At 71.4% G+C, this 26,838-nt stretch carries 22 protein-coding genes; 11 read left to right on the forward strand and 11 right to left on the reverse strand.

The window, feature by feature from the left end; all coding sequences use genetic code 11:
* Window positions 1-64: 64 nt before the first annotated feature.
* Window positions 65-499: a VOC family protein gene (locus tag ACIOEW_RS07595; RefSeq protein ID WP_401962252.1), complete on the reverse strand. Its 435-nt coding sequence runs from the start codon at window positions 497-499 to the stop codon at window positions 65-67.
* Between the two features lie 163 nt (window positions 500-662).
* Between ACIOEW_RS07595 and ACIOEW_RS07600 the strand changes: the two genes are divergently transcribed.
* The 4 genes from ACIOEW_RS07600 to ACIOEW_RS07615 all read left to right on the forward strand — a co-directional run bounded on the left by ACIOEW_RS07600 (window position 663) and on the right by ACIOEW_RS07615 (window position 7,598).
* The gene (locus ACIOEW_RS07600; protein WP_401962255.1) at window positions 663-1,364 is read left to right on the forward strand and encodes a 2-phosphosulfolactate phosphatase; all 702 of its coding nucleotides are present in this window, start codon (window positions 663-665) and stop codon (window positions 1,362-1,364) included.
* Between the two features lie 1,012 nt (window positions 1,365-2,376).
* Window positions 2,377-2,724 (forward strand): trypco2 family protein, encoded by a 348-nt coding sequence (locus ACIOEW_RS07605; protein ID WP_401962257.1) that lies wholly within the window; start codon window positions 2,377-2,379, stop codon window positions 2,722-2,724.
* A 12-nt stretch (window positions 2,725-2,736) separates the two neighbouring features.
* Window positions 2,737-4,986 (forward strand): trypsin-like serine protease, encoded by a 2,250-nt coding sequence (locus ACIOEW_RS07610; protein WP_401962259.1) that lies wholly within the window; start codon window positions 2,737-2,739, stop codon window positions 4,984-4,986.
* Between the two features lie 26 nt (window positions 4,987-5,012).
* On the forward strand, window positions 5,013-7,598 hold the full coding sequence (locus ACIOEW_RS07615; protein ID WP_401962262.1) for an ATP-dependent Clp protease ATP-binding subunit: 2,586 nt from the start codon (window positions 5,013-5,015) through the stop codon (window positions 7,596-7,598).
* Between the two features lie 338 nt (window positions 7,599-7,936).
* On the opposite strand, the gene ACIOEW_RS07620 is transcribed toward ACIOEW_RS07615, so the two are convergent.
* Window positions 7,937-8,290, reverse strand: coding sequence for a DUF6204 family protein (locus ACIOEW_RS07620; protein WP_362555346.1), 354 nt, complete (start codon window positions 8,288-8,290; stop codon window positions 7,937-7,939).
* A 72-nt stretch (window positions 8,291-8,362) separates the two neighbouring features.
* Here ACIOEW_RS07620 and ACIOEW_RS07625 point away from each other — a divergent pair, with 72 nt between their 5' ends.
* A complete protein-coding gene (locus tag ACIOEW_RS07625; RefSeq protein WP_401962265.1) occupies window positions 8,363-9,259 on the forward strand; it encodes an arginase family protein in 897 nt (298 codons plus the stop codon).
* Between the two features lie 96 nt (window positions 9,260-9,355).
* Window positions 9,356-11,335 carry a DUF5107 domain-containing protein gene (locus ACIOEW_RS07630; RefSeq protein ID WP_401962268.1) on the forward strand — a complete coding sequence of 660 codons (1,980 nt, stop codon included), beginning with the start codon at window positions 9,356-9,358 and terminating at the stop codon, window positions 11,333-11,335.
* 27 nt (window positions 11,336-11,362) lie between these two features.
* On the opposite strand, the gene ACIOEW_RS07635 is transcribed toward ACIOEW_RS07630, so the two are convergent.
* The 3 genes from ACIOEW_RS07635 to ACIOEW_RS07645 form a co-directional block, all read right to left on the reverse strand.
* Window positions 11,363-11,716, reverse strand: a complete 354-nt coding sequence (locus ACIOEW_RS07635; protein WP_401962270.1) for a VOC family protein — start codon at window positions 11,714-11,716, stop codon at window positions 11,363-11,365.
* 104 nt (window positions 11,717-11,820) lie between these two features.
* Complete coding sequence (locus ACIOEW_RS07640; RefSeq protein WP_401962272.1) at window positions 11,821-12,630, reverse strand: class I SAM-dependent methyltransferase; 810 nt, start codon at window positions 12,628-12,630, stop codon at window positions 11,821-11,823.
* Between the two features lie 198 nt (window positions 12,631-12,828).
* Complete coding sequence (locus tag ACIOEW_RS07645) at window positions 12,829-14,334, reverse strand: bifunctional phosphatase PAP2/diacylglycerol kinase family protein (RefSeq protein WP_401962275.1); 1,506 nt, start codon at window positions 14,332-14,334, stop codon at window positions 12,829-12,831.
* A gap of 260 nt (window positions 14,335-14,594) precedes the next feature.
* On the opposite strand from ACIOEW_RS07645, the gene ACIOEW_RS07650 reads away from it, so the two are divergent.
* Both ACIOEW_RS07650 and ACIOEW_RS07655 read left to right on the forward strand, forming a co-directional pair.
* The gene (locus ACIOEW_RS07650) at window positions 14,595-15,368 is read left to right on the forward strand and encodes an IclR family transcriptional regulator (RefSeq protein ID WP_362555356.1); all 774 of its coding nucleotides are present in this window, start codon (window positions 14,595-14,597) and stop codon (window positions 15,366-15,368) included.
* Window positions 15,365-16,216: an SMP-30/gluconolactonase/LRE family protein gene (locus tag ACIOEW_RS07655; RefSeq protein ID WP_401962278.1), complete on the forward strand. Its 852-nt coding sequence runs from the start codon at window positions 15,365-15,367 to the stop codon at window positions 16,214-16,216. Before ACIOEW_RS07650 ends, ACIOEW_RS07655 begins: the two co-directional genes overlap by 4 nt.
* 93 nt (window positions 16,217-16,309) lie before the next feature.
* Here ACIOEW_RS07655 and ACIOEW_RS07660 read toward each other — a convergent pair whose 3' ends face one another.
* The 3 genes from ACIOEW_RS07660 to ACIOEW_RS07670 form a co-directional block, all read right to left on the reverse strand.
* The gene (locus tag ACIOEW_RS07660; RefSeq protein ID WP_401962281.1) at window positions 16,310-17,293 is read right to left on the reverse strand and encodes a hypothetical protein; all 984 of its coding nucleotides are present in this window, start codon (window positions 17,291-17,293) and stop codon (window positions 16,310-16,312) included.
* A gap of 113 nt (window positions 17,294-17,406) precedes the next feature.
* On the reverse strand, window positions 17,407-18,435 hold the full coding sequence (locus ACIOEW_RS07665; RefSeq protein WP_401962283.1) for a zinc-binding dehydrogenase: 1,029 nt from the start codon (window positions 18,433-18,435) through the stop codon (window positions 17,407-17,409).
* The gene (locus ACIOEW_RS07670; RefSeq protein WP_362555364.1) at window positions 18,432-19,586 is read right to left on the reverse strand and encodes a mandelate racemase/muconate lactonizing enzyme family protein; all 1,155 of its coding nucleotides are present in this window, start codon (window positions 19,584-19,586) and stop codon (window positions 18,432-18,434) included. Before ACIOEW_RS07670 ends, ACIOEW_RS07665 begins: the two co-directional genes overlap by 4 nt.
* 286 nt (window positions 19,587-19,872) lie before the next feature.
* Here ACIOEW_RS07670 and ACIOEW_RS07675 point away from each other — a divergent pair, with 286 nt between their 5' ends.
* Entirely contained in the window at window positions 19,873-21,123 is a 1,251-nt protein-coding gene (locus tag ACIOEW_RS07675; RefSeq protein WP_362555366.1) for an aminotransferase class I/II-fold pyridoxal phosphate-dependent enzyme, read from the forward strand.
* A 39-nt stretch (window positions 21,124-21,162) separates the two neighbouring features.
* Window positions 21,163-22,227, forward strand: a complete 1,065-nt coding sequence (locus ACIOEW_RS07680) for an MBL fold metallo-hydrolase (RefSeq protein ID WP_401962286.1) — start codon at window positions 21,163-21,165, stop codon at window positions 22,225-22,227.
* 47 nt (window positions 22,228-22,274) lie between these two features.
* On the opposite strand, the gene ACIOEW_RS07685 is transcribed toward ACIOEW_RS07680, so the two are convergent.
* The 3 genes from ACIOEW_RS07685 to ACIOEW_RS07695 are packed head-to-tail and all read right to left on the reverse strand — an operon-like array spanning window position 22,275 to window position 25,189.
* On the reverse strand, window positions 22,275-22,901 hold the full coding sequence (locus ACIOEW_RS07685) for a DedA family protein (RefSeq protein WP_401962970.1): 627 nt from the start codon (window positions 22,899-22,901) through the stop codon (window positions 22,275-22,277).
* A complete protein-coding gene (locus ACIOEW_RS07690; protein WP_401962288.1) occupies window positions 22,901-23,683 on the reverse strand; it encodes an MBL fold metallo-hydrolase in 783 nt (260 codons plus the stop codon). Before ACIOEW_RS07690 ends, ACIOEW_RS07685 begins: the two co-directional genes overlap by 1 nt.
* Window positions 23,684-23,737: 54 nt before the next feature.
* Window positions 23,738-25,189 carry a PucR family transcriptional regulator gene (locus ACIOEW_RS07695; RefSeq protein WP_401962289.1) on the reverse strand — a complete coding sequence of 484 codons (1,452 nt, stop codon included), beginning with the start codon at window positions 25,187-25,189 and terminating at the stop codon, window positions 23,738-23,740.
* 113 nt (window positions 25,190-25,302) lie between these two features.
* On the opposite strand from ACIOEW_RS07695, the gene ACIOEW_RS07700 reads away from it, so the two are divergent.
* On the forward strand, window positions 25,303-26,838 hold the full coding sequence (locus ACIOEW_RS07700) for a cytosine permease (protein ID WP_362555374.1): 1,536 nt from the start codon (window positions 25,303-25,305) through the stop codon (window positions 26,836-26,838).

The following is a 26,838-nucleotide window of genomic DNA, read 5'->3' on the forward strand; positions in this document are numbered from 1 at the left end:
GGAGAGGAACCGCGCGGATCGGTCCCTTCGGATTCCGGACCTGCACCCGGCATGTCGCCGGCTCTCAGTCGAGACAGAACTCGTTGCCCTCGATGTCCTGCATCACGAGGCACGACTCGTTGTCGTCATCGGCGGGCAGGAGTCGCACGCGCACCGCGCCGAGGGGGATCAGCCGTGCACATTCGGCCTCGAGCGCGGCCAGGCGCTCTTCACCGACGAGCCCGGTGGCGACCCGCACGTCAAGGTGCAGCCGATTCTTGACGACCTTGCCTTCGGGGACGCGCTGGAAGTACAGGCGCGGCCCCACACCTGAGGGATCACTGCAGGTGAACTCCGCCCCCTGATCCTCGGGCGCCAGTGAGCGATTGAACGATTCCCACGTGGCAAAGCCCTCCGGCGGCGGGGGTACGACGTAGCCCAGCACCTCGCACCAGAAGCGAGCGACGCGCTCAGGTTCCGCGCAGTCGAAGGTGACCTGGAACTGCCTGATCGACGCCATCGGCCCACCATAGCGCCGGGTTCTTCCGCGGTCTCCAAGGTCCGTACCCGGCCTGAGAGTTCCCCTGCCCACTGACGGTATGAGGCGCTGCGCTCCTGGACCGCCGATGTGCTGCGCATGACTCACCGGGCACCTCGGCTCGGGCATGCGTGATCATGAGCGCATGGATACTGAATTCCTTGGCATCGCCGATCTGGCCGAAGTCCCGAGGGTGGCGGTCGTGGTCGACGTCATGCGTGCCTTCACCGTTGCCGCCTGGGCGTTCGGCCAGGGGGCGGAAGAGATCGTTCTTGCCGAGTCACTGGACGACGCGTTGGCACTCAAGGAGCGCCACCCCGACTGGGTGGCGCTCAAAGACGGTCCGCCCGCGCCCGGGTTCGACACCGTCAACTCGCCGGGCACGCTGCGCTCTCTCGACCTCTCCGGTCGGACCGTCGTGCAGAAGACCACGGCGGGTACGGTCGGCGCCCTTGCGGTCAAGGAGGCGCAACTGGTGTTGTGCGCCTCCTTCGTGGTGGCGGAGGCGACGGCCCAGCTCTTGCGGACACGCGAGAGCGGCAGCGTCACGTTCGTCGTCACCGGCGAGGACGGGCAGGCCGATGAAGACCTGGCGTGCGCTCAGTACATCGCACGGCGAGTCACCGGGGCCGGGACGGACGCTGCTGAGTTCCTCCGCCGCGCTGCCGAGTCACGCGCCGCCACCGAGCTGGCGGAGGGTGTCCGTCAAGGAGTCCACCCCGACGACATCGCACTCTGTCTTGAGCTCGACCGGTTTCCTTTTGCCATGGTGGCGACCCTGGAAGGCCCGCTCATGGTCCTGCGTCCACATGCGATGCCCTCGCTGACGGACGAGGACCCGGTCTGACAGCTCGGTGCGGCCTCGTGCGACTCTTCGCCGGCCCGCGCCGCGGGTCCTGGCTCAGGGCGTCCGGCGCTCGTCCGCCGTGCGCCCCGGACGACCGAAACCCGGCGCGGTTCGAGGCCGCCGGTGAAGTCGCTTCGCTGCGGGTGAGCGACGCTCCGCAAAGCGCCCCACAAGGGTGCCCCACAAGTGCGCCCCACGAGCCGGATGGGTCCTGGGGCGCACGTGAGAGGAAGCGGTTCCTCACCGCCTTCGGTGAGACCCCCAACCGATGGCGGCAAGGATCGCGACAGCGAAGCCGGCTGCTTCGGTCGTCGTAGCTGAGCTGGTGATGACGAGTGCGGCGCCGGCCGACGACACCGCGATCACCGGAACCAACGAGATCAGCTCCTGTCTGGAGCTGTTGCGTTGGGGCATGGCTGTCTTACGCTTGCGTGGCAAAGGACTGTTCCTCTCTCGGATACCCCCGAAGGGCACAGCGCCTCGGGTCCTCAGCCGCCACCGCCAAGTAGTCGGCTGGGGGCCCTTTTTGATGGGCGCTCGCCTATGAACTCAAACCTCGTCGGCGGATACAACCCCTTCCGGAAAGTTTTTTTTGATTCCTCAGTGTTGCTACCGTCACAGCCGCATATTCGCTGGCCTCTGAGCGTGCTGGCCTTCGAGTGCAAGGAATTGTGACTCTCTGACTCGCGTAATCACACGCCGTACATGGCGTGCGCCTGTGAACATTACGTACAGAGGCCGGTCAAGGTGGTCGCCTGACCCCTCGAGGGGGCGTCCTCGCCTTCGAATCCAAGGCAGAAGCTCGATGCGACAGGCGGGTCCGTGGACCGGAAACCTGCGGCTACGCCTCCTGGGGGTGCGAACCGCTCCTCGCAACTGCTCCTCGCTCAGGCAGGGATGGGCGGAAGGCTGCTGAGGAAGTTCGCCCTTTCTGGCCGGCGTGAGTGCGGTGGCCCCGGCAGTGGGGATCATCGGCATGCGGTAGATTCCACAGCTGGCTGCGGTGACTCTCGTGGGGGAGACGGTGGACGGGTCCAGAACAGAGTTGTCCCAGGCGATCGAGGCCGTGCGCGCGGGTCTGGCCGACGCGCAACGCGCAGGCAACGCAGCGGGCGGTCTGCGGTTCACCGTTGAGCAGGTGGAGTTGGAGTTCAGCGTCGAACTGCGCCGCTCGACGCGGGGCGACGGCGGAGTAAAGGCGATGGTCGTCTCCGCGAACGCTGCGCACGACCGCGCGCACGCGGAGTCCAACCGCGTCAAAGTGGTTCTGAACGTCGCCAACGGGGAACTCATCTCGGATGACGGCGGTGCCGTCCTGCCGCCCCGGCCGTCCCCGGGCAGCACGGGCCGGGACGGATAAAGGGGCGGGGGCGTGTTCGCCAGGGCCCGCGTGGTTGAGGTTGGCGCCGCGGGATGGTCGTCTTCCGGTGGGCGAGGCGGATCGGGTTACATCGTGGCGCCCGGTCTGGTGCTGACCGCGGCACACGTGATCGGGGGTGCTGCGGGGTGCACGATCCGTCCGATGGCCCCGGCGGATTCTCCAGGGACGTCGGCCGAACCTGTATGGGTTTCGGCGGAGTTGGACGCGGCTTTGCTGCGTTACGACGGTGCGTTGCCGGCGGACTTGCGGCATACGCGCTGGGGCAGGCTCACAGGCCAGGACTCCGCGGTGCCGGCGCACTGTTCGGTGGTGGGCTTTGTCCGGGCGGACGACGAGAATGGCGACTCGGCGCGGGACACACAAGGGCTGGCAGGTCGGATAAATCCGAATACGGGCGTATTCGACGGGCATTACGAGATCGAACTGGACCGTGTTCCGCCGCAGGTGGGCGGTCGCGGTCTCGGGCGCTGGCGCGGACTGTCCGGCTCAGCTGTCTTTTGCGGAGATGTGGTCGCCGGGTTGGTGACCCGGGCGCCCCGTCGATGGAGCAGCACCAGGCTGCAGGCCCTGCCGGTCTGGCGACTCCTCGAAGTCCCCGGGTTCCGGGACCTCTTGGCCGATGCGGCGGGCCGTCCGGTACCAACGTCGGAGTCCGTGGAGCTGCAGTCGCTCTACGAGCGCCCACCACACCCTCCCAGGTCGCCTTCCTATCTGCTGGACGCGAGGCAGGCGCTCACGCCGTTCCACGGCCGCGACGCGGAACTCTCGGAGCTGCTTGCTTGGTGTCTGGACCCGGAGTCTCGGGCGCAGCCGGTACAGCTGGTCACTGGCCCCGGGGGATGGGGGAAGACCCGGCTGGCGGTCGAGCTGATCCGCGTGCTGGGCAGCATGCGCACCGGGGAGGGCCCGTGGTCCCAGCCAGGGTGGATCACCGGGTTCCTCGCCGAGCATGGCCCGCAAGACCCCGAAGAGCACCGGAAATTCTTCACCGGGGCGTTCCCCACCCTGATCGTCGTCGACTACGCGGAGGCCCGCCAGGAACAGGTGCACGGCCTGCTGCGCACCTTCCTCGCACACCACGGCGACCCGCAGGTACGCATCCTGCTCCTTGCCCGATCGGCCGGTGCTTGGTGGGAGCAACTGCGTTCGGACATCGACCTGGCCCGCGTCGGGATATGCGCGCGACGCCCCTTGGAGCTCACCGAGCCACTGGGATCGGATTCCCATGGGCTCGAGGAGCGGTACGAAAGCGTCGCCGGCCCCCTGGCCGAACACCTGGCATCCCTCCCGGCAGGGCCGTCCCGCCGCTACACACCGCCGACCCTGAAGGTTGAAGCCCTGGCGGCGCTGGCAGCCCGGCCGCGTCCATGCCGCACCTATCTGGAACTGCATGTGAACGTACTCGGGGCGCTGCTCCGGTCGCTCGACGCACGCGGGAACACGGTGCCGGTCAGCGAGACGCCGGAAGACGTGGTCATCTGGCACGAATGGAAGTACTGGAAGGCAGCCTTGGACGAGGCCGAGCTGCACATCTCGCCCGCACGGATGCGGCAGGCAGTAGCCGTACAGGCACTGCTCTCGCCGACGACCGGAACCGAGGCCGTATCCACGCTCGCGCGCCTGTTGCGCTACCCCCTCCCCGTGCGCGACGGCGACGAGTGCCCGCGCCTGGAACGGGTGCTGGCTGACTTCTATCCCCCCAGCGATCTGGCGCGCTGGGGCAGCATGCATCCGCACGTGGTGACTGCGCGCCTCCTGGCCATCGTGGACCGCGAAGCACCAGGATTCCTTCACCGCGTTCTCACCGGGGAGTCCGACCGACAACGGCTGAGCGGTATCCGGAAGCTGCTGCGGGCCGGGGACAGCGAACCGCTGCTCGCGAACACTCTGCGGCACGGAGTGATCGGCCACCCGGACCTGTTGCTCGACCCGGTCCTGCATGCGGTCGGGGAAACAGGAGACCCCCAAAATTGGCTGACCTCCCTGGGTCAGCAAGCGCGAGCTACGGGGAACGCCGACATCGCGGCAGCGGCAGACCGCAAGGCACGTGCCCTGCGGAGCATCGCCTGGCTCACTCCGGGCAACGAGGAGTTCGCGGCATCCGTCCAGAGGCTGATCGACGAAAGCTTCCTCCGTCTCGACGGGGACACCAGCCGGGACCAAGATGATGCAGACGTCGGCGATGAATGGGACGACGTGCAGGACCACGACGAGGAAGAGGGCCACGACGATGACGAGTAGTCGGGGCCGGGGGGTGCATGGGACGAGTGGATCTACAGCTGACCAACCAGGCTCGCGACGCGCTGAACGACGCGGTCCAGCGGGCAGTGTACGCAGGGCACCCCGACCTCGATCCTCTGCATCTGCTGTTGGCCCTGCTGGAACAGCAACAGGACGTGCCTGTACGACTGGTGACGGTCCAACAGGCTGATGTCTCACTCCTGAAAGCCGAGGCCGAGCGGCTGCTGGACGAACTCCCCACCGTGAGCGGCCACACCGTCAGCCCACCGCAGCCCGGACGTTCGCTGCTGGCCGCCATAGCGCATGCCACTCGGCACGCGGAGGAGCTCGGGGACGACCTGCTCTCCACTGAGCACCTGCTCATCGGCATTGCTGCGACGGACGGCCGGGCTGGGGAGCTGCTCGAGTCTCATGGAGTGAACTCCGAGTCACTGGACAGCATCTTCGGCTCCGAGCAAAGGGGTTCCTCCTCGCAAGAGCCTGAGCAGGCGACTTCGGACACTGCTCTGAGCAGGTTCGGCACGGACCTCACCGATGCTGCCCGTCGCGGCAAGCTCGACCCGGTCATCGGTCGGGACCAGGAGATCCGGCAGATCATCGAAGTACTCTCGCGCCGCACCAAGAACACCCCGGTACTCATCGGCGAACCGGGCGTCGGCAAGACGGCCCTCGTTGAGGGGCTGGCAGAGCGGATCGTGATGGGGGACGTCCCCGAACCGCTCAGGGGGCGGCGTCTTGTCGCACTCGACCTCGCCGCGATGGTGGCGGGTGCGAGAGCCCGAGGGGAGTTCGAAGAGCGATTGAAATCCGTCCTCGCGGAAATCGAGTCGAGCGACGGCCGGATCATCGGCTTCATAGACGAGTTGCACACGATCGTCGGCGCCAAGTCCGGCAGCGGCTCTGCCCTGGACGCGGCAAACATGCTCAAACCCTTGCTGGCCCGCGGCGCTCTCCGCATGATCGGAGCGACGACGCCGGACGAATACCGCGAAAAAATCGAGCAGGACCCGGCGTTGGAACGGCGCTTCCAGCGGGTTGCTGTGGCGGAGCCATCCGTCGTGGATACGGTCGCCATCCTGCGCGGGCTCAAGAGCCGCTATGAGGCGCACCACAGGGTGCTGATCGCGGACGCCGCTCTGGTTGCGGCCGCAGAGCTCTCAGACCGCTACATCCCTAACCGTTTCCTTCCCGACAAGGCCGTCGACCTCCTGGATCAGGCCGCCGCCCGCCTCCGCACGGAGATCGACACCTCACCCGTGGAGATCGACCAGCTGAGAAGGACGTTCGACAGGTTGCAGATGGAGGAGTTGGCGCTGTCGCGCGAGTCGGATCGGCAAGCGCTTGATGATCTGCGGCGCCTGCGGGCCGACAAGGAAGAGGAACTGCGCGGCCTGACCGCTCGCTGGGAGAAGGAGATGCAGTTCCTCAACCGTGTCGGTCAGCTGAAGGAGAAGCTCGACGAGCTGCGCGGCCAGGCCGAACGCGCTCAGCGCAACGGCGACCTCGACACCGCCTCCAAACTGCTGTACGGCGCGATCCCGGCCGTGGAGCAGGAGCTGGAGGCTGCGGTCGACGAGGAGCAGAGCACGGCGTATTCCATGCTCAAGGACAATGTCGGCCGGGACGAGATCGCGGGCGTGGTCGCTTCCTGGACCGGTATTCCCGTGGGCCGCCTGCTGGACGGAGAGCGCGGGCGGCTGCTGCGAATGGAGGAGGAGCTCGGCAAGCGGCTGATCGGACAGGAAGAGGCGGTACGAGCCGTGTCCCGCGCGGTGCAGCGCACTCGGGCCGGGATCGCCGACCCGGGCCGTCCGACCGGATCGTTCCTCTTCCTCGGCCCCAGCGGCGTCGGAAAGACGGAACTGGCCAAGGCTCTCGCCGACTTCCTCTTCGACGACGAGCGGGCCATGGTCCGCATCGACATGAGCGAGTACGGCGAGCAGCACAGCATCGCCCGCCTGCTGGGAGCGCCGCCCGGCTACGTCGGCTACCAGCGCGGCGGCCAACTGACGGAAGCCGTACGCCGCCGCCCGTACACCGTCGTTCTCCTCGACGAGGTGGAGAAGGCCCATCCCGAGGTCTTCCACGTGCTGCTGCAAGTGCTCGACGAAGGGCGCTTGACGGACGGCCAGGGGCGAACGGTGGACTTCCGCAACACCATCCTCACTCTCACCTCCAACCTCGGCTCCGCCTCCGCTGTCGACCCGCTGCTGACCGAGGAGGAGAAACGGGAGATAGTCCTGGACGAAGTACAAGGCTTCTTCCGGCCTGAGTTCCTCAACCGCCTCGACGAACTGCTGGTCTTCCACCCCCTTCAGCTCCAAGAGCTGGAAGGGGTAGCCAGGCTGCAACTCGACCGTCTCGCCCGGCGGCTCGCGGACCGCGGTCTCACGCTGGACGTGACCGCCGACGCTCTGCGCTGGCTGGCGGCCGAGGGCCATGACCCGGGTTACGGCGCTCGTCCACTGCTCCGGCTCATCCAACGATCAGTCAGCGACCGGATCGCCCAGGCGATTCTTGATGGCAGCATCCGCGACGGGGACAACGTCCGGGTCGATCTCGACCCCACGGTGGGCAACCTCCTGATCGGGCCGGTTCCAACGCGCCGTTGAGCCGACGATCTGGGCTTCAAGGTCGGCGACGCGGCGGTCCTGGAAGCGGAGTGCCCGTTCTTGAAGCTGCCCCGTCCCCGTCCCGATGCGCGGCAGCACGTCGGCGGCCCGCCGGACAGGCGGTCCGAGCTTGCCTCGTCTCCGTCGTGAGTGTGCGGGAGGCTCCGGAATCCGAGGTACTGCGACACCCGGAAGCGGGCTGAGCCAGGGACTTTTCAGGGACTTTCAGCCCTGTCAGAGGGATTTTCGCAGGACGATCCGGCATGCAAACCGGTAAGTCCGTGACAGAGCTGAATCTGAAGAGTCTCCTGGTCAGGGGTGCCGTCGCCGCCCCGCCGTCACCCGGCCCCCGGCCCCCGCCGTCCCTTGAAGTTGATCTTCATGGTGTCCATGTCCGTCGCGGTGGAACGCAGTTCACCGTGCCCGTAGCCGGCCTTCCGCAACGCTGTCTCCGCCCGGTCCTCGGCGATCGCGGACGCCATCTCCTCGCCGTCCTCGGCGTCCGATACCACCACGTACCGGAAGCTGAAGTGCTTGAGCACGCGGTCGTAGGTCAGCGACCCCTCCTCGCTGAACTGCATCGCGGCCAGACCGTGCTCCTCCACCTCGGCGAGCAGCCGCTCGCGGGCCTGGTCCGTGAGCCCCTGCCACGTGCCGCGCACGATCACTCGGTACGTGTGCTGCGTGCTCATCGTGTCCCGCCGTTCCTGTCGCATTCCGCAATCCGATTGAGGAGCCAGCCTACGGCGCGCAGGATGGGGCGCATGCGGAATATTGTGGTGCTCGACGCCCCCTCCAACCTGGGACTCCGTCCGCCGGCCCCCGGTACCGTACCGGGCTGCTACAAGCTCGCCGGCGCACTGCGGGAGCAGCGGATCGTGCAGCGGATCGGTGCGTCCGAGGGCGGGGTCGTCGTGCCGCCGCGCTACGACCGCGGTGCGTGGCAGGAAGGGGACGGGGTCTTCAACGCCGCCGCGATCGCCCGGTACACCCGCACCCTCGCCGACCGTGTCGAGCAGCACGTGCGCGCCGGTGCCTTCCCCCTTGTCCTGGGCGGTGACTGCTCCATCCAGCTCGGCGCCTCGCTCGCCCTGCGCCGGATCGGCCGGTACGGACTGGTGTCGGTCGACGGGTCCGCGGACTTCCGCCATGCGGGCAACGGCGGCGGGATCGGCGCCGCGGCCGGTGAGGAGCTGGCCATCGCCACCGGCCGGGGGCAGGACGACCTCGCCGGCCTGGAGGGGCTGCGGCCCTACCTCAGGGACGAGGACGTGCGGGTCCTCGGCATCCGTGACTACGACGAGGACCGCGCCGAGCTCGCCGAGTTGAAGATTCCGGTGGCAACCGTCGGGGAGATCCGCGAGCAGGGTGCCGCAGACGTGGCGGGCGGGATCGTGCGGAGCCTGGAGGGCCCGGCCGTCGACGGCTTCTGGGTGCATCTGGACGCCGACGTGCTCGACCCGTCGGTCATGCCCGCCGTCGACAGCCCCGACGACGGCGGACTGCTCCCCGGTGAGCTGGGCCCCCTGCTGCGGACACTGGTCCGCTCGCCCCGCTGCGTCGGCCTCAACGTCACGGTCTACGACCCCGATCTCGACCCGGACGGGACGGCAGGTGCGCTGCTCACCGACCTGGTGGTCGCGGCTTTTGCCGAAGTCTGACGGCCGATCCCCTGGTCCGGGCGGCTTCCAGCGTGTTCCATGGTCATCGGGGGGCGCCCGGACCTGCGGCGGCCCGCGCGAGGGAGCGAGGTTGCCTTGGCCACCACCGTACGACGCACCGTACTGACCCTGCCCGCAGCGGCGACGGGGCCGGAGAACCCGCTGCCCGCCCTGCGGCCCCTCGACGAGATGCATGTCGTCGACGACCGGGACCGGGCGGGACTGCCCCGCGACATGGCCCGTCAGATCGGCCATGAACCCCTCGCCACCGTCCTTCCCGTACGGATCCTCGACGGCTACGGTCGCGAGCGCACCTCCACGGACCTCGACGCGATCGTCATCGAGAACGACCGGCTGCGTGCCACCGTGCTCCCCGGACTCGGCGGTCGCATCCACTCCCTCTTCCACAAGCCGACCGGCCGCGACCTCGTCTACACCAACCCCGTGCTGCAGCCAGCCGACTTCGCGCTCAACGGCGCCTGGTTCTCCGGCGGCATCGAATGGAACATCGGCGCGACGGGCCACACCACCCTGTCCTGCGCCCCGGTGCACGCGGCCCGAGTACCGGCGCCCGACGGCGGCGAGATGGTCCGGCTCTGGGAGTGGGAACGGCTGCGCGACCTGCCGTTCCAGGTCGATCTGTGGCTGCCGGAGGACTCCGACTTCCTCCATGTCGGCGTACGGATACGCAACCCGCACGAACACCCCGCACCCGTCTACTGGTGGTCCAACATCGCCGTCCCGGAAGGCGAACGCACCCGGGTGCTGGCGCCCGCCGACGAGGCCTGGCACTTCGGCTACGAACGGACCCTGACCCGGGTCCCGATGCCCGAGACCGGCGGCGTCGACCGGACGTATCCGCTGCGCAGCGACTTCCCCGCCGACTACTTCTACGAGGTACCCGACGGCGCCCGCCGCTGGATCGCCTCCCTCGACGAGCACGGCAACGGACTCGTCCAGACCTCCACCGACCTGCTGCGCGGCCGAAAGCTCTTCCTCTGGGGCAGCGGGCCGGGCGGCCGCCGCTGGCAGGAATGGCTCACCGAGCCCGGCACCACCGGCTACGCCGAGATCCAGGCCGGGCTCGCCCGCACCCAGTTGGAGCATGTGCCGCTGGAGCCCGGCGGCGAGTTCAGCTGGCTGGAGTCCTACGGACCGCTCACCGCGGACCCCGCCACCGTGCACGGCGACGACTGGGCGGCAGCCCGTGCCGAGACCGAGCAGCGGCTCGCCGCTGCGCTGCCGCGCGCCGACGTGGACGCCGCGTACGAGGCATGGCGCCGCTGCGCCGACACGGAGCCGGGCGAGATCCTCGCCACCGGCTCGGGATGGGGAGCCCTCGAAGTGCGGCGTGCCGGGTACACGCTGCCCGGCACCCCGTTCGCGGAGTCCGCACTCGGCGAACAGCAGGCGCCCTGGCTGGAGCTGCTGGAACAGGGCTCGTTCCCCGAACCCCGGCGTGTGGCCCCGCCCGGGCCCAGCCTCGTCTCCCCGCACTGGCGCGACATGCTGGAGACGGCCTCCGCCGAACCTCTCACCGAGTACCACCTCGGCGTCGCCCAGTGGCATGCCGACGACCGGGCCCAGGCGGTCCGCAGCTGGGAGCGCGGCCTTGCCCTCGCCCCGTCGCGCTGGCCGCTGCTCCGCTGTCTCGCCGTCGCCGCCCAGGAGAGCGGTCAGCGGGACCGGGCGGCCGACCACTACACGGAGGCGTTCGACGACCTGTGCGCGGAGCGCCGCGACGACGGCGAGGCCTGGACCGCGGCCACGGCGGCCCTCGGCCGGGAGGCGATCGAGGCCCTGCTGGCTGCGGACCGCACCGCCGAGGCCCGCGCGGTCTGGACCGGCCTGCTTCCGGCAATCCGCCCCCGGGGCCGCTTCCGTCTTCTGGAGGCGCGCCTCCTGCTGGCGGAGGGCGACCGGCCGGCCGCCCGCGCCCTGTTCGACGAGGGCTTCGAGGTCGCCGATCTGCGCGAGGGCGCGGAGATCCTGGACGAGGTGTGGGCCGAACTCGCCGAACTCACGGGCGAGCCGCTGCCGGATGTGTACAACTACCGGATGCGGCCTCGGGGATGACGGCGGAGGGCGCGGGGAACGGACGGCTCAGACGGCCCGGTTGCGGTCGACGTACTCGAAGACCGAGCCGTCCGGGTGCATCGCGATCAGGTTGCGGCCGGCCGGGGTGGGCACCGGCCCCGCGATGACGTGGGCGCCGACCCGGGTCAGGGAGGTGTGGGCCTCGTCGACGTCCTTCACCGCGATCGTCGCGGTCACCTTGCGCAGGATCTCCAGCTCGGACTCGGGCCCGCTCATCAGCAGAAAGCAGCTGATGGCGGCGACGGACACTCCGCCGCGCTCGAAGCGCAGTGCCGAACTCGCCGTGAGGTCCTCGTAGAAGGCCACCGCGGCCTCCAGGTCGTCGACGCAGATGCGCAGCGTGGTTCCCAGGATTTCCATGCCGAACAGGGTAGTTGGCCGGTCAGCGGTGTGTGATCGATTCGGCGGAGTGGGCGGGATGCCCCGGGACCCGGCGTTTCCGGCCGGCCCCCGGGGCGGTGGGATCAGGCCCGGCAGAGGATCTCGCCGTGCGGAACCATGAACCAGCCGTCGCCCTGTTCGCCCCAGGTGCGCCAGGCCTCGGCGATCGCGGTGAGCTCCTCGGTCGTCGTGTGGCCGCCCTCGACCGCCAGCTCCGCGTAGACCGAGCCGACGGTGCGGTCCGCCCACAGACCGCTCCACCAGGCCCGGTTCTCCGGGGTGGCGAAGCACCAGGAGGCGGCGGTCGGGGTGATGTCGGTGAAGCCCGCCTCGCGCGCCCAGGAGAGCAGCCGGCGGCCCGCGTCCGGCTCGCCCCCGTTGGCCCGCGCAACCCGGCCGTACAGCTGCTGCCAGGCGTCCATGACCGGCGACTGGGGGAACCAGCTCATGGCCGCGTAATCGCTGTCGCGGGCCGCGACGATACCGCCGGGACGGCAGACCCGCCGCATCTCGCGCAGCGCCTGCACCGGGTCTCCGACGTGCTGGAGCACCTGGTGGGCGTGGACCACGTCGAACGAATCGTCGGGGAAATCCAGGGCGTGGACGTCGGCGACGGCGAACTCGACGTTGTCCAGTCCTCGTTCGGACGCGGCATCGGCCGCCTGGCCGAGGATCTCCTGGGTGGTGTCGACAGCCGTCACGCGGCCCGGGGCGACGAGCGCGGCCAGGTCCGCGGTGATGGTGCCGGGCCCGCACCCGACGTCCAGCACGCTCATGCCGGAACGGAGTTCACCGACGAGGTAGGCCGCGGAGTTGGCGGCGGTGCGCCAGCGGTGCGAGCGCAGCACCGACTCGTGGTGGCCGTGGGTGTAGACGGCGGTCTCCTTCGGCATGACCGTGCATCCTCTCTCGAACGCGAACCGCGAAACGCGGGCCGCAAAGCGCTGATCGGTACGGATACCGTATGCCCTCTCGCCGCATAGTGAGATAGGCATCTCGCGATACGGACATGCGTGGTGTGGTGCGAGCTCATGCGAAAGGGCGGCCGACTCGGCGTCGGCCGCCCTTCGCTCACCCGGATCCGGCTGGACTCACACCGGTCTCGGGCAGTAGACCGTCAGCGCCTCCGGCAGCTTGTCGATCATCAAGTCGCTCTGGCTGTGCGCCACTTCGCCGTCGTATGCGTATGGGGTGCCGGGCTTCAGGCCGGAGATACGGATGCGTTGGCGCCGGACGGCGGCGTGAATGGGGGAGCGGGTCAGGGGGCCGGCGACGGCGGCCGCCAGCAGCCTGAGGGCGGGCGTCCGGCCTCCGTGCACGACCCGCACGTCCAGCAGGCCGTCCGCGAGATTGTGCCGCCGGCCGGGCGCCGGGCCGACCCGCTGGAACAGTCCGTTGCCGACGAACAGCAGCCACAGGGGCCTTCTGCGGCCCTGCAGTTCGGCCTCCAGCGGACGCTCGCCGCGCAGCACCTCGAAGGCCGCGAGGACGCCGGCAGGCCAGCCGCCGATCCGCGGGGCCCAGCGCTCGCGGGTCCGCACCAGCTCCGGATAGACGCCCAGGCTGAAGGCGTTGAGGAAGTAGCCGTGGGCACCCCCGGGGCCGTCCGGTCCGGGCCGGAAGCGGCCCAGGTCCACCCGTACGGCGCTGCCCGCGCCGAGTGCGGCGCAGGCGTCGGCCACGGTCTCGATGCCCAGGTCGTACGCGAAGTGGTTCAGCGTCCCGCCGGGGAACACGGCGAGCGGCAGGCCGTGCACGGCGGCCACCGCCGCCGCCTGGTTGACCGTGCCGTCACCTCCGCACACCCCCAGCGCCCGGCCGCGGCCCGCCGCCTTCTCCAGCTCGGCCGAGAGCTCCGTCGGGGGGCACTCCACCACTTCGGCGTTCGGCAGGGCGTCCCGGACGAGCGACGCGGTGGCCGTCGCCGTCCCCGACTCCTGGTTGACGACGACGACCAGGTCCTGGCCGTCCGGCAGGGCGGGCGCGTCGGCGGGCGGCCGGCCCGGCGCGGGCAGCTGCCCCCGGGTCGGCACGATGCCGCGCAGGGCGAACGCCGCACCTATGCCGAGCGCGGCACCGGCCAGCACATCGCTCGGGTAGTGGACTCCGGTGTAGACGCGGGAGGCGGCCACCGACAGGGCGACCGGCGCGACGACCGCCCCCCAGCCCTTCGATTCGAGTGCCACCCCGGTGGCGAACGCGGCGGCCGAAGCGGCGTGCCCCGAAGGGAAGGACGTGGTGACCGGCTGTCGCTTCAGCTGCCGTATCACCGGAACGGCGTCCAGTATCGGCCGCTCGCGGCGGACCGCCCCCTTGCCGACCGTGTTGATCGCCGCCGAGGCCACCGCAAGCGACGCGATCCCGCGCAGCGCGGCCCGCCGGGCCCGGGCGCTGCCGCCGAAGGCGGCGATGCCCGCCGCCGCGCCGAACCACAGCAGCCCGTGATTGGCGCTGCGGCTGAGCCGAGGCAGCACGGGCCCGGCGGCCGGCCAGTGCCGCTGGGCCAGGTTCTGGAACACGGCCAGGTCGCTTCGGTGCAGAACGCCCCGCAACCCGGCGGGTCGCGGCAGATGTGAGGGGATGCTCGGAGAAGACATGGAACAGCGAATACCCTGCTCGCCCCCGCCGAACCGGCAGGCGCGCCCGGACCGTGCGCGCGAGGTCCCGCGAAGAGGGCGTCGGGTGATGCCACCCACCTGCCATCCAGGCAGATACCGGGGCAAGCACGACATATCTGTCCGGGCGTCGGGTGCCGGACATCACCTCGTCATTGCCCCCGCAAGTGCGCCACGCTTAGCCTGTGTTCGTGATGCCGGTCACTGGCCGGAATGTCGAACACGAGAGGGTGGTGCAGACCATGGGGCGACTCGTCCCTGCGGTGACCCGGGCGCTGGACGTACTCGAACTCTTCCTCCACGGCGACGGTACGCTCTCCGCGCCCGAGGTGACCCGCAAGCTCCAGCTCCCGCGCACCACCGTCCATGAGCTGCTGACCACGCTCGCCGCTCGTTCGTACCTGGTCACGATCCCCGACCAGCCCGGCCGCTACCGCCTCGGCGTCCGCACCTACCAGCTCGGCAGCCGGTACGCCGAGCAGCTCGACCTCGCCGCCGAGGGCCAGCAGGTGGCCCGGCAGGTCGCGGAGACCTGTGGGGAGACCGTCCATGTGGCGATCCTGGAGGGGACCGACGTCATCTACATCGCCAAGGTGGACTCCACCCACGCGGTCCGGATGGTTTCGGCGGCCGGCCGCAAACTGCCCGCCCACTGCACGTCGGTCGGCAAGATGCTGCTCGCGGCCCTTCCCGGCCGGGAGCTCGACGCCCGTCTCGACGGGCTCGAACTGACCGCGATGACCCCCGACAGCATCACCGACGAAAAAGAGCTGCGGGCGGCGCTCGCCTCCGTGCGGGAACGCGGCATCGCGGTGGAACACCGGGAGTCCAACCCCGACGTGAGCTGCGTCGCCGCGCCCGTACGGGACCGGTCGGGCCGGGTCGTCGCCGCGCTCTCCGTCTCCGTCCCCATGATCCGGTGGAGCGAGGAGCGCGAGGCGGAACTGGCCGCCCTCGCCGCCGAGGGCGCCGACGCGCTCTCCGGCCGCCTCGGCCACCACCGGAGGGAGATGTGAGCCGCCCGCGCCTCGACGTCGCCGTACGGGAGCACGCCGCACTCGGGGAGGGCCCGACCTGGGACCCGGTCGCCGGGCGGCTGATCTGGGTGGACATCCTCTCCGCCCGTATCCACACCTACGACCCGGCCGACGGCCGGCGGACCGTCATGGCCACCGAGCAGCACGTCGGCGCGGCCAAGCCCCGGGCCGGTGGCGGCCTCGTCGTCAACCTGCGCGACGGTATCGGGCTCTACGACGCGGACGGCGCCTTCCGCTGGCTCGTCCACGACGCCGAACCGGGACGGCGCGGCAACGACGCCGCGGTGGCGCCGGACGGGGCGCTCTGGGCGGGCACCATGCGCTACGACGAAACGCAGGTCGGTGGCAGCCTCACGCGGATCGCCCCCGACGGCACGGCCACCCGGGTGCTGCCGCTGGTGGCCTGCAGCAACGGCACCGGGTGGAGCCCGGACGGCCGGCTGATGTACTACATTGACACGCCGACCCGCCGGATCGACGTCTTCGACGTGGACGGCGAACAGGTCACCGGCCGCCGCCCGTTCGCCACTGTCGAGGAGGGCGCGGGGTATCCCGACGGCCTGACGGTCGACGCGGAGGGGGCTGTCTGGGTCGCCCTGTGGGACGGTGCCGCGCTGCGCCGCTACACCCCCGACGGCAGGCTGGACCGCGTCGTCGAGCTGCCGGTGCGACGGCCCACGGCCTGCGCCTTCGGCGGCCGCGACCTGCGCGACCTCTACATCTCCACCGCCCGCACCGGTCTCGACGCACCGCACCCGCTCTCGGGGTCGCTGCTGGTCCTGCCGGACGCGGGCCGGGGCATGCCCGGTACGGCCTTCGCGGGCTGAGGGGCCGCCGGAGGGCGCTGGGCGGGTTCGGGCCGAGGGTCCGCCCGGCGGCGGATCACCGCTTCGCCGGCCCGGCCCCCGCCCAGCGGCGGATCACCCCGTCGGGAACCGCCGCAGGGCGCCCGGCAGTCGGGAGCCCAGCGGCGACATGTTCCCGTCGGCGCTGTGCCGGGCCAGCAGGTCCAGGGCCAGCCGGCCGCGCCGGACCCGCTCGCGCGCCGTCTCCAGGGTGACATCGCGCAGATGGGCGCCGTACGGGTAGATGCCAGGTGCCTTGGACAGGCCGAACTTGAGGTAGAGCGGGGCGCCGCGCCGGATCAGCTCGGCCGCCTCGTACATCCGCACATATCCGCCGAGGTCGTCCGGGGCCTCGATGTACAGGTCCATCGGAGCGGCCGACGCCCGCCGGATCTCCGTGAAGTGAGCGAGCGTCAGATCGGACGGAATGTTGACCGAGTCCGCCCCGAGCTGTTCGTACACGGCGAATGAGGCGGGGTTCACCGGGCCGACCAGGGCCGACACCTTGAACGTCGTGTCGGCGGGCAGCACGCCCTGCTCACGCAGCCGGTGCAGGGTCCAGAGCACACCTTCGTCCGCCACCAGCAGGCACTTCACGCCCAGCGCGGAGGCCCGCAGGGCGTCCTCGACGCAGCCGGCCAGGGCGTCGTGGCCACGGGCGCGCAGCCCGGCCCCGCCCGAGTCGGTGCGGAACGAGGCCCCGGTGTCCCAGCTGCCGCGCGGACCGGTGAACAGGCAGAGCTCGATGCCGCGCTCGGCACAGCCCTCCACCATGTCGGTGATCTCGGTGTCACTGAGCATCCAGACGCCGCTGCCCTGGCTGATCCGGTGGACGGGGACATCGAGCCGCGCGCTCTCCTTCAGTACGACGGACAGCGCTTCGGGGCCCTCCACGGACGGGATCTCGGTCCGCCAGGTGCCGCCGTCGGGAAAGGTGTGCCGGGACGCGTCGGCCGGGTCCGGGGTGGGAGCGCCGAGCCCGAGCGCGGTGAGCGCGGGCTCACCCGGGCGCCGGACGCCGGTGGAGGATCGGGACGCGGCGGGGGATGCGGAGGTCATGAGCGACCTTTCGTGTTCGGTGGGTCGGACGAGGTTCGGGAGGGATGGCGGCGGGCGGGGCGGGGAGCCGGGGCGTCCGGCCGTCCGCGCTCCGGGCCGCGGGTGCGCACGTACTAGGGGCGAATCAGCACCTTGCCCGTCCCGGAGCCGCCGCCCCCGACCAGCGCCACGGCCTCCGCGAACCGCTCCAGCGGGAACTCGTGCGTGATCAGCGCCGCCGGATCGAGCAGCCCCGCGGTGAACGCCCGCACCGCGTACGACCAGGACGCGGAGGATGCCCCGAAGACGCTGCGCACCGTGAGCTGGCTCAGCGACAGATGCACCGGGTCGATGCCGACGGCCCCCGGCGCGAACATCCCCGTGAGCACGACCCGGCCGCCGCGCCGCGCGAGCAGGCAGGCATCGGCCGCGGTGGTCGCGGCCCCGGCCGTCTCCACCACCAGGTCGTACCGGCCGTGCACCTCGGCGGCCTCCTTGGGTGCCAGCGCCTCGCTCGCCCCGAAGAGCAGCGCCTGGCGGGCCCGTTCGTCCCTCGGGTCGATCGCGGTCAGCTCCCCGGGCGACACCGCGGCCAGCAGCTGGACCGCGAGCAGCCCGAGCGTTCCCGCGCCCACCACGGCGATCCGCTCGCCCGGTTCCGGCGCGCCGGCCCGCACGGCCGCGGCGATCACGGCGGCGGGCTCCAGCAGCGCGGCGGCGCGCAGGTCCGCGTCGTCGGCAAGCGGGTGCAGCAGCCGTGCGGGCACCACGACGTGATCGGCGAACGCCCCGGGCCGGGTGAAGCCCGTCTCGTCGTACCCCGACGTGCACAGCGAGGTCTCCCCGCTGCGGCACCGCTCGCAGCTCCCGCAGGAACGGAACCCCTCGGCGACCGTGCGCCGGCCGGTCAGGGCGGGATCGACGCCGGGGCCCACGGCCTCGACGGTGCCCGACCACTCATGACCGGGCACCACCGGGTAGCGCACGTATCCCGGGTCGCGATGGCCGTCGTACACCTCGCGGTCGCTCATGCAGATCCCGGCCGCGGCCACCCGCACCCGGACTTCTCCCGGGCCGGGCTCCGGTACCGGTCCGTCCGCCAGCCGGTGCGCGCCCGGCCTGTCGATCGTGATCGCCCGTGAGCGGGCGGGTCCGTCGCTCACTTGGGCTGCCTCTTCTCCCAGCCGTCGGCCCACAGGTCGAACCGGGCCTGCTGCTGCGGGAACTCGGCCGCGGCGTCCACGTCGAGTTCCACGCCCAGACCCGGGGCGTCGGACAGCTCGAAGCAGCCGGTCTCGGGGTCGACCTGCGGGGCGCCCCGTACGACCTTCTTGATGTCGGCGTCCGCGAAGTCGTTGAAGTGCTCAAGGATCTTGAAGTTGGGGGTGCAGCCCGCGACCTGGAGGCTGGCCGCCGTCAGCACCGAGCCGCCGACGTTGTGCGGGGCGATCAGCGTGTAGTGGGTCTCGGCGGTCGCGGCGAGCTTCCGGGTCTCCAGGATGCCGCCGATGTGACCGACGTCCGGCTGGATGATGTCGGCGGCCTGCGACTCGAAGAGTTCGCGGAACTCGATGCGGTCGTGGATGCGTTCACCCGTCGCGATCGGCACGTCGACCTTGCCCGCCACCTTGGCGAGCGCCTTGAGGTTCTCCGGCGGCACCGGCTCCTCCAGCCAGGCGGGCCGGAACGGGGCCATCTCGTGGGCGATCCGTACCGCTGTCGAGGGACTGAAGCGGCCGTGCATCTCCAGCATCAGCTCGGTGTCCGGGCCGATGGCGTCCCGCACCGCCTCGATCAGTGACACGGAGTACCGGGTCTCCTCCTGGCCCAGCTCGAAGTGGCCCGTCCCGAACGGGTCGATCTTGAGCGCCCGGTAGCCGCGCGCGACGACCGCCGACGCGGCCTTGTGGTACGCCTCCGGGGTCCGCTCGGTCGTGTACCAGCCGTTGGCGTACGCCTTGACCCGGTCCGTGACCTTCCCGCCGAGCAGCTGCCAGACCGGGACGCCGAGCGCCTTGCCCTTGATGTCCCAGCAGGCCATCTCGACGACCGCGATGCCCGACATCACGATCTCGCCGGCCCGGCCGTAGTCGCCGTACTTCATCCGGCGTACCAGGTCCTCCACGGCGAACGGGTCCGAACCGGCGATGTGGTTGGCCTCCGCCTCGCGCAGATAGCCGATGAGCGCATCGGTGCGGCCGAGCATCCTGGTCTCGCCCACGCCGGTGAGACCCTCGTCGGTGTGGACCTGCACATAGGTGAGGTTCCGCCAGGGTGTTCCGACCACATGTGTGCTGATTCCGGTGATACGCACGGGAGTTGCCCCTCGACTTGTTCGATATTTCGGCACTCGTTCGAAATCCTGGCGTGACCGTAATGACGCGGCAGGGCGAGTGTCAATGGGGCTGTCGCGGTGCGGTGCGGTTCCCTGGCCGCCGGGTGCCCGCGCCGAGGCCGGGCCGCGGCCGCCCGGACAGCTTCGCGTGAGCGCAGGCGCCCCGCTCCAATCCCTCGTATAAAGGGCCGGAGAGCGAAGGAACGGTCGCGGCCGGAGAACGACGCGGCGGGCCGGTCGGCGAGCGGCGGCGAAGGAGGCCCGGATGGGCCGGGAGCGGACCGGACGTCAGGGGCGCGGCATGCCCGGGGTCCGGGAGGATCGCGGGCCCGTACGGTACGGACCGCCCGCGCCCGGCCCCGGACTGCCGGTCCTGCCCGAACTGGCCGAGGTGCTGGCGGCCGCGGCGGGCCGCGGCGAACCCGAACCGGCGGGCGGGTCTGCGGACCTGCGTGAAGCCGCCCGCGCCTACTGGGACCGGCGCGGACTGCGCGGCGGCCCCGAGCACATCGCCGCCGCGCCGGGCACCTCCCCGCTGGTGCTCGCCCTGATCGCCGCGCACGGCGGCGACGTACTGATGCCACGCCCCTGCCCCGCCTCCTGGATCCCGCAGGCCCGGCTGCTGGGCAGGCCCGCCTACCAGGTCCCGACCCCCGCCGAGTGCGGCGGTGTGCCCGACCCGTACGCGCTCCTGGAGACCGTGCGCAGGGTGCGTGCCGAGGGGGGCAGGCCGCGGCTGCTGCTGATCTCGGTGGTGGACGACCCCACCGCCACCGTCGCCCCGCCGGAACTGGTGCGCGAGGCCTGTGAGGCCGCCGTCGCCGAGGGGCTGCACATCATCAGCGACGAGACGTGGAGAGACACCCTCCACCGGCCGCACGACACGGTGCTGCTCAGCCCGGCCGAGATGTGCCCCGACGACGTGACGGTCGTCTCCGACCTGGCGGGCGCACTGACCCCGTCCGCCTGGCCGGTCGCCGTCGCCCGGTTCCCGGACACCGCGCGGTCGGCGGTGCGCCACGCCCGTACGCTCGACATCCTCACCGCACTCGGCGCGCTCGTCGCGGGCCCGGTCGCGGCGGCGGCCGCCCACGCGCTGCGCGAACCGGACGCCGTCACCGAACGGGTCCGCCGGGCCGCCGCGATGCAGGCCAGGGTCGCCGCTGCGGCCCACCGGGCGGTGCTCGCCTCCGGCGCGCTGGCCCGCCCTCCGCAGGCGGGGCGCCATCTGTACGCGGACCTCGGCCCGCTCCGCTCCCGGCTCGCCGCCCGGGGCGTCACGGACTCACTGGAGCTGGAGGAGTACCTGACGGACCGGCTCGGCGTCCCGGTCCCCGGCGGCCACCGCTTCGGCGACGAACTGGGCGCACTGCGGGTGCGGCTGGGAACCGGATCGCTGCTCGGGACGACCCCGGAGCAGCAACTGGAGTCCCTCACCGCGGCGGAACCCCTCGAATTGCCGCATGTGGTGGCAGCCCTGAGCATGTTCCGAGCAGCCCTCGACGAACTCCGCTGACGCGCCGCGCCGACGCACTACGGGACGGGAGCACCCCCGATGACGGAACAGACAGAGCGCTCCCTCGCCGGGGAGCTGCGCAGGGTGTCCCGCGGCGAGGTGGTGACCCCGCGTCCCCTCGGAGAGGAGCGGTCCTGGCCCAGGAGCTTCGCCGACCGGCTCACCGCCCCCCTCTCCGGTGTCACCGGCATGTCCCGGCTGGCCCGCGAACACGCCATCCGGCCCAACGCCGAGGGACTGCGCGGCATCCACCGGCTGCCGTACGCCCCCGAGCCGCTCCCCGCCACCCCGGCCGGAACCACCTCCGTCACCTGGGCCGGGCACGCCAGCTGGATCATCCGCACCGGCGGACTGACCGTGCTCGCCGACCCCGTATGGTCCCGCCGCATCCTCGGTACCCCGGCCCGGATCACCCCCGTCGGCGTCCGCTGGGAGGACCTGCCGACCGTCGACGCCGTCGTCATCAGTCACAACCACTACGACCATCTCGACGCACCCACCCTGCGCAGGCTGCCCCGGCACACCCCGCTGTTCGTCCCGGCCGGACTGGGCCGCTGGTGCCGCCGCCGCGGTTTCGGCTGCGTCACCGAACTCGACTGGTGGGAATCGGCGGAACTGGACGGAGTCCGCTTCGACTTCGTGCCCTCGCACCACTGGTCCAAGCGCACCCTCACCGACACCTGCCGCTCGCTCTGGGGCGGCTGGGTGATCGAGGACACCGCAGGGCCCGGCCGGGGCCGGCGGATCTACTTCGCCGGGGACACCGGATACGGCCACTGGTTCACGGAGATCGGCCGCCGCCATCCCGGCATCGACCTCGCCCTGCTGCCGATCGGGGCGTACGAGCCGCGCTGGTGGCTCGCCGACGTGCACGCCGACCCGGAGGAGGCCGTGCAGGCGTACGAGGATCTCGGTGCGCACGCCATGGCGCCCATGCACTGGGCGACCTTCCTGCTCTCCGCGGAGCCCGTACTCGAACCCCTCACCCGGCTGCGCACGGCCTGGCAACGGGCCGGCCACCCACGCGAGCGGCTCTGGGACCTGCCGATCGGTGGCTCACGGGTTCTCCACCCGGCGAGCGAGCCGCGCGCGGTCAGCGGCTGATCCACCTGGTGAGCGAGCCGCGCCCGGTGAGCAGCTGACCCCGCCCGTCACCGGCCGGACCAGGAACGCAGCCGGTGCCACACCGTCGGCGCCCCGCTGATCAGCAACGTCAGGCCCACCGCCGCCACCACGCCCTGCCACGGCTCCGGGAACAGCGAGCCGCCGAGGATCCCGATCAGCTGATACGTGGCGGCCCACGCCAGACACGCCGGCACATCGCCCCGGGCGAACCGCCTGAGCGGCATCCGGCCCAGCAGACACGCCAGCATCACCGGGATCCGCCCGGCCGGCACCAGCCGGGACAGCACCAGCACCATCGCGCCGTGCTCGTCGAGCTTCCGCTGCGCCTGCGCGAGCCGCTCCGGCGCGGCCCGGTCGCTGATCGCCCGCAGCCACTTGGAGCCGTTCTTCGACCGCACCCCGCGCTGCCCCAGCCAGTACAGGCAGATGTCCCCGAGGAACGCCGCGGACGACGCCACCACGAAGACCACCAGCAGCGCGACCGGCGACGACTGATGGAAGGCCACCACGGCCGCCGAGCTCACCAGCGCACCCGTCGGCACCACCGGCACCAGGGCGCCCAGCGCCACCAGCAGGAACAGCGAGGGGTAGCCGACAGCCTGCTGCGTCGACTCCGGGGGCAGCTGAGCCGTCTGCCTGAGGAACTCGAATATCACCCGGTGGCCCCCGGCCGCACGTGTTCGCCGTGCTCCAGCCGGTGCACCGCCACCTGGGGTGCCCGCAGCGCCGCCTGGCGGACGAACTCGTCACCCGGCGAGTGGAACTCGTGGGGCCGGATCCCGTCCATTCCGATCGGCCAGTACGTGCCGTAGTGCACCGGCACCGCCGCGCGCGGCGCGAGCCGGGTCAGCGCCTCGGCGGCACGCGTCGCGTCGAGATGGCTGTGCCCCAGATACGGCCCCCAGCCGCCGACCGGCAGCAGGGCGACGTCCACCGGACCGACCGCTTGCGCCATGTCGTCGAAGAGCCCGGTGTCACCGGCGAAATACGTGCGCGCCTCGCCCTCCACGACGTATCCGAGCGCGGGGGAGCGGTGCGGGCCGACCGGAAGACGACGCCCGTCGTGCAGTGCCGGCACGGCCCTGATGCGCACCCCGCCCACGCGCACCTCGTCGCCCGCCGCCACCTCGGTGATCCGCAGCCCACGCATCCTGCGCAGCATCCGGAGCCCGGGAACCGCCCGTACCGCTCCCAGCGGGACGACCAGCCGGGCACCCGGGGCGATGCGGGCCAAGGACGGCAGATGCAGATGGTCGGAGTGCAGATGCGAGATCAGGACGACATCGGCGACCGCGGCCGCCGGACCGGGGAGCTCGCCGCGGCGGCGGCGCAGATGCGCGAAGCGCCGTACGAAGAGCGGGTCCGTCAGGACCCGCACCCTGGAGTCCTCGATCGTGCAGGTGGCATGACCCCACCAGGTGATTTCCACCGGCACGTGCCGCCTCCTGTTCTCCGGACCTGCCGACGAGCCTACGGTGCGTACGGACCGTCAGTCGGTGAGCCCCAGCGTGCCCGCTGCCTGGATCGCCAGCCAGACCTCCGCCAGCGACCCCGTCGAACCCAGGTCCCGGCCGGCCAGCACGCCGAAGCGCCGCAGGCGGTACGCAAGGGTGTTGGGATGGATGTGGAGGGCGGCCGCGGCCGTCTCCATACGGCGGTCGCGCTCCATCCAGGTGCGGACCGAGACCAGCAGTTGCGAGTCGTGGGCCGCGTCGTACCGCAGCACCTCACCGAGCACGTGCTCGACCAGCGCCGTCAGCACCGCCGGGTCGTCGGGCAGCCAGCGGCCCGTCGAGTCGTCCCCGTACCGCACCACCGGGCGGCCCGACTCGGCGGCCTTCGACACCGCCCAGAGCGCCTCCCGCTGCGCCACGCGCAGGGCGGCGCCCGGCAGGAACGGACGGCTCATCCCCGCCGCCACGTCGGGCAGCCCGCCGATCTCCCCGGACAGCTCCGGGGAGCCCAGCACATAGCGGTCCTCGCCCCACGTCAGCAGCAGATGCGGATGGTCCTGGAGACAGCGCAGCAGTGCCTCCTCCGTGGCGCGGCGGATCACGATCAGCACCGTGTCCCCCTCGATCGCGTGCCGCGCGAGCCTGCGCCGGGCCGTCTCCGGGTCGAGGGCCTCCTGCAACAGCTCCGCCAGGGTCTCCGCCCCCTCGCGCCGCAGCGTCTCGCGCTCGGTGCGCACCATCGCGACGCGCAGCGCCGCCACCGTGGCGATGTGCTGGACGACGGCCAGCCCCGCGGGCTGGGCGCCCTCGCGCTCGTACGCCACCAGGAAGCCCGCGGGACCGCCCGGCGCGGGCACCGGCAGCACGAAACCGCCCGGAATGGTCGGCGGCGCGTCCGCGGAAGCGGGCAGCACCCCCGGTTCCGGGGTCGGCACTCCGGGCAGCAGGGGCCGCCCCTGCGGCGTGCACAGATAGACGTCGTACCCCGAAAGGCGCTCCAGCCGCCGCAGCAGCGTGGGCGTGTCCAGGTCCTCCGCCACGAGCCAGCGCAGCGAGCCGAAGACCTGTAGCTGGGCGCCCAGCCGGTGCCGGGCGTCCTCCTGCACCGAGGCGGCCACCTCCTGAGCGACGGCGATGAACGGCACCGCGAGCGGCACCTCCAGCACCGGGAAGCCCCGCTCCTCGGCCGCCCGGAAGAACGCGTCGTGCAGCGGCGGCATGTGCAGCTGCGCCGACAGCGCCAGGGCGGAGACCCCGGCGTCGTCCAGCCGCTCCAGATACGCCCGCTGCCCGGCGGCCGTACGGGGCACGGCCAGGCCCGCCGTCATGATCACCTCGGCCCCGAGCAGCCACGGCGTCGGGTCGGTCAGCTCGCTCGCGTGCGCCCATGAGACGGACCTCCCCAGGCCGTCGCGGCCCGCCCTCACCGTGAGCTGGAGCGCGGGGAACGAGAGCAGGTCCTCGACCGTGAGTTTGTTGGTGGCCACAGATATCAGGGTATCCGTCTGTGACTTTCACAATTGCCCACGCCGACACGGGCCCACACACTGAGGGGCCAGCCCCCCCCGCATGAACAGCACGAACAGTAGGTGGAGCGCCCGTGACGACCTCGATCACCGAAGTCGAGACCAACGGTGTGGAGCGGATCCCCGACGCGGACCGCACCGCCCGTCCCGTCGACCTCTTCAGGCTCGCCTTCGGCGGCGCCAACACCTTCGCGACCTGTGTGCTGGGCGCCTTCCCGATCCTGTTCGGCCTCTCCTTCTGGCAGGGCCTCACCGCGACGGTCCTCGGACTCGTCGCCGGTGCGCTGCTGCTGGCGCCCATGGCTCTGTTCGGCCCGCGCAACGGCACCAACAACGCCGTCTCCTCCTCCGCCCACCTCGGTGTGCACGGCCGGGTCGTCGGTTCGTTCCTCTCCCTGCTCACCGCGGTCGCGTTCTTCTCGATCTCGGTGTGGTCCTCCGGCGACGCCCTCGTCGGCGGCGCGCACCGCCTCGCGGACGTCCCCGAGTCCGACCTCTCGTACGGCATCGCCTACGCGATCTTCGCCGGGCTCGTCCTCGTGGTCTGTGTCTACGGCTTCCGCTTCATGCTGCTGGTCAACAAGATCGCGGTGGTGGCGGCCTCGGCCCTGTTCGTCCTCGGCGCGTTCGCCTTCGCCGGAGACTTCGACGCCGGGTACGCGGGCGCGTTCACCTCGACCGCCGACCCGCTGTTCTGGCCGTCCTTCGTCGGCGCCGCACTCATCGTGCTGTCCAACCCGGTCTCGTTCGGTGCCTTCCTCGGTGACTGGTCCCGCTACATCCCGGCCGACACCCCGCGCCGCCGCGTCATGGGTGCGGCCTTCCTCGCCCAGATCGCCACGCTGCTGCCCTTCGTCTTCGGCCTCGCCACCGCGTCGATCATCGCCACGAAGGCCGCGAAGTACGTCGACCCGGCCGCGCCCAACTACGTCGGCGGGCTGCTCGCCATCTCGCCCGGCTGGTACTTCCTGCCGCTCTGCCTGATCGCCCTGATCGGCGGTCTGTCCACCGGCACGACCGCGCTGTACGGCACCGGGCTCGACGTCTCCAGTGTCTTCACCCGCTTCAGCCGGGTGCAGTCGACCTTCTTCATCGGCGCCCTGTCGATCGCCTTCATCTTCGTCGGCCGCTTCGCGCTCAACCTCGCGCAGTCCATCTCCACCTTCGCCACGCTGATCATCACCTGCACCGCGCCGTGGATGGTCGTCATGGCCCTGGGCTACCTGACCAGGCGCGGCTGGTACGACGCGGACGCGCTCCAGGTCTTCAACCGCCGGCAGACCGGCGGCCGCTACTGGTTCAACCACGGCTGGAACTGGCGCGGCATGGCCACCTGGCTGCTCTCCGCCGGGGTGGCGCTCCTGTTCACCAACCTGCCCGGCCAGTTCGTCGGCCCGCTCGGCAACCTCGCGAACGGCACGGACATCTCGCTGCCGATCGGCCTCGGCCTCGCCGCGGTCCTCTACCTCGCCCTGCTGACCGTGTTCCCCGAGCCGCGCGGTGTGTACGGGCCGGACGGGCCGCGGTTCGTCCGGGCCTCGGACACGCCCGTCCCGCCGATCAGCGGCGTCGACGAGGAGCCCGCGGCCGAACCGGCGACGGCGCTCTGA

Source organism: Streptomyces sp. NPDC087901, from assembly GCF_044742205.1.
Taxonomy (GTDB): domain Bacteria; phylum Actinomycetota; class Actinomycetes; order Streptomycetales; family Streptomycetaceae; genus Streptomyces.

What these genes read in the sequence shown, in the direction of transcription:
- ACIOEW_RS07675 (WP_362555366.1), top strand. Translation starts at nt 19,873, where the DNA reads ATGGGCCGGGAGCGGACCGGACGTCAGGGGCGCGGCATGCCCGGGGTC.
- ACIOEW_RS07645 (WP_401962275.1), bottom strand. Translation starts at nt 14,334, where the DNA reads ATGTCTTCTCCGAGCATCCCCTCACATCTGCCGCGACCCGCCGGGTTG.
- ACIOEW_RS07660 (WP_401962281.1), bottom strand. Translation starts at nt 17,293, where the DNA reads ATGACCTCCGCATCCCCCGCCGCGTCCCGATCCTCCACCGGCGTCCGG.
- ACIOEW_RS07635 (WP_401962270.1), bottom strand. Translation starts at nt 11,716, where the DNA reads ATGGAAATCCTGGGAACCACGCTGCGCATCTGCGTCGACGACCTGGAG.
- ACIOEW_RS07595 (WP_401962252.1), bottom strand. Translation starts at nt 499, where the DNA reads ATGGCGTCGATCAGGCAGTTCCAGGTCACCTTCGACTGCGCGGAACCT.
- ACIOEW_RS07650 (WP_362555356.1), top strand. Translation starts at nt 14,595, where the DNA reads ATGGGGCGACTCGTCCCTGCGGTGACCCGGGCGCTGGACGTACTCGAA.
- ACIOEW_RS07600 (WP_401962255.1), top strand. Translation starts at nt 663, where the DNA reads ATGGATACTGAATTCCTTGGCATCGCCGATCTGGCCGAAGTCCCGAGG.
- ACIOEW_RS07680 (WP_401962286.1), top strand. Translation starts at nt 21,163, where the DNA reads ATGACGGAACAGACAGAGCGCTCCCTCGCCGGGGAGCTGCGCAGGGTG.
- ACIOEW_RS07640 (WP_401962272.1), bottom strand. Translation starts at nt 12,630, where the DNA reads ATGCCGAAGGAGACCGCCGTCTACACCCACGGCCACCACGAGTCGGTG.
- ACIOEW_RS07625 (WP_401962265.1), top strand. Translation starts at nt 8,363, where the DNA reads ATGCGGAATATTGTGGTGCTCGACGCCCCCTCCAACCTGGGACTCCGT.
- ACIOEW_RS07620 (WP_362555346.1), bottom strand. Translation starts at nt 8,290, where the DNA reads ATGAGCACGCAGCACACGTACCGAGTGATCGTGCGCGGCACGTGGCAG.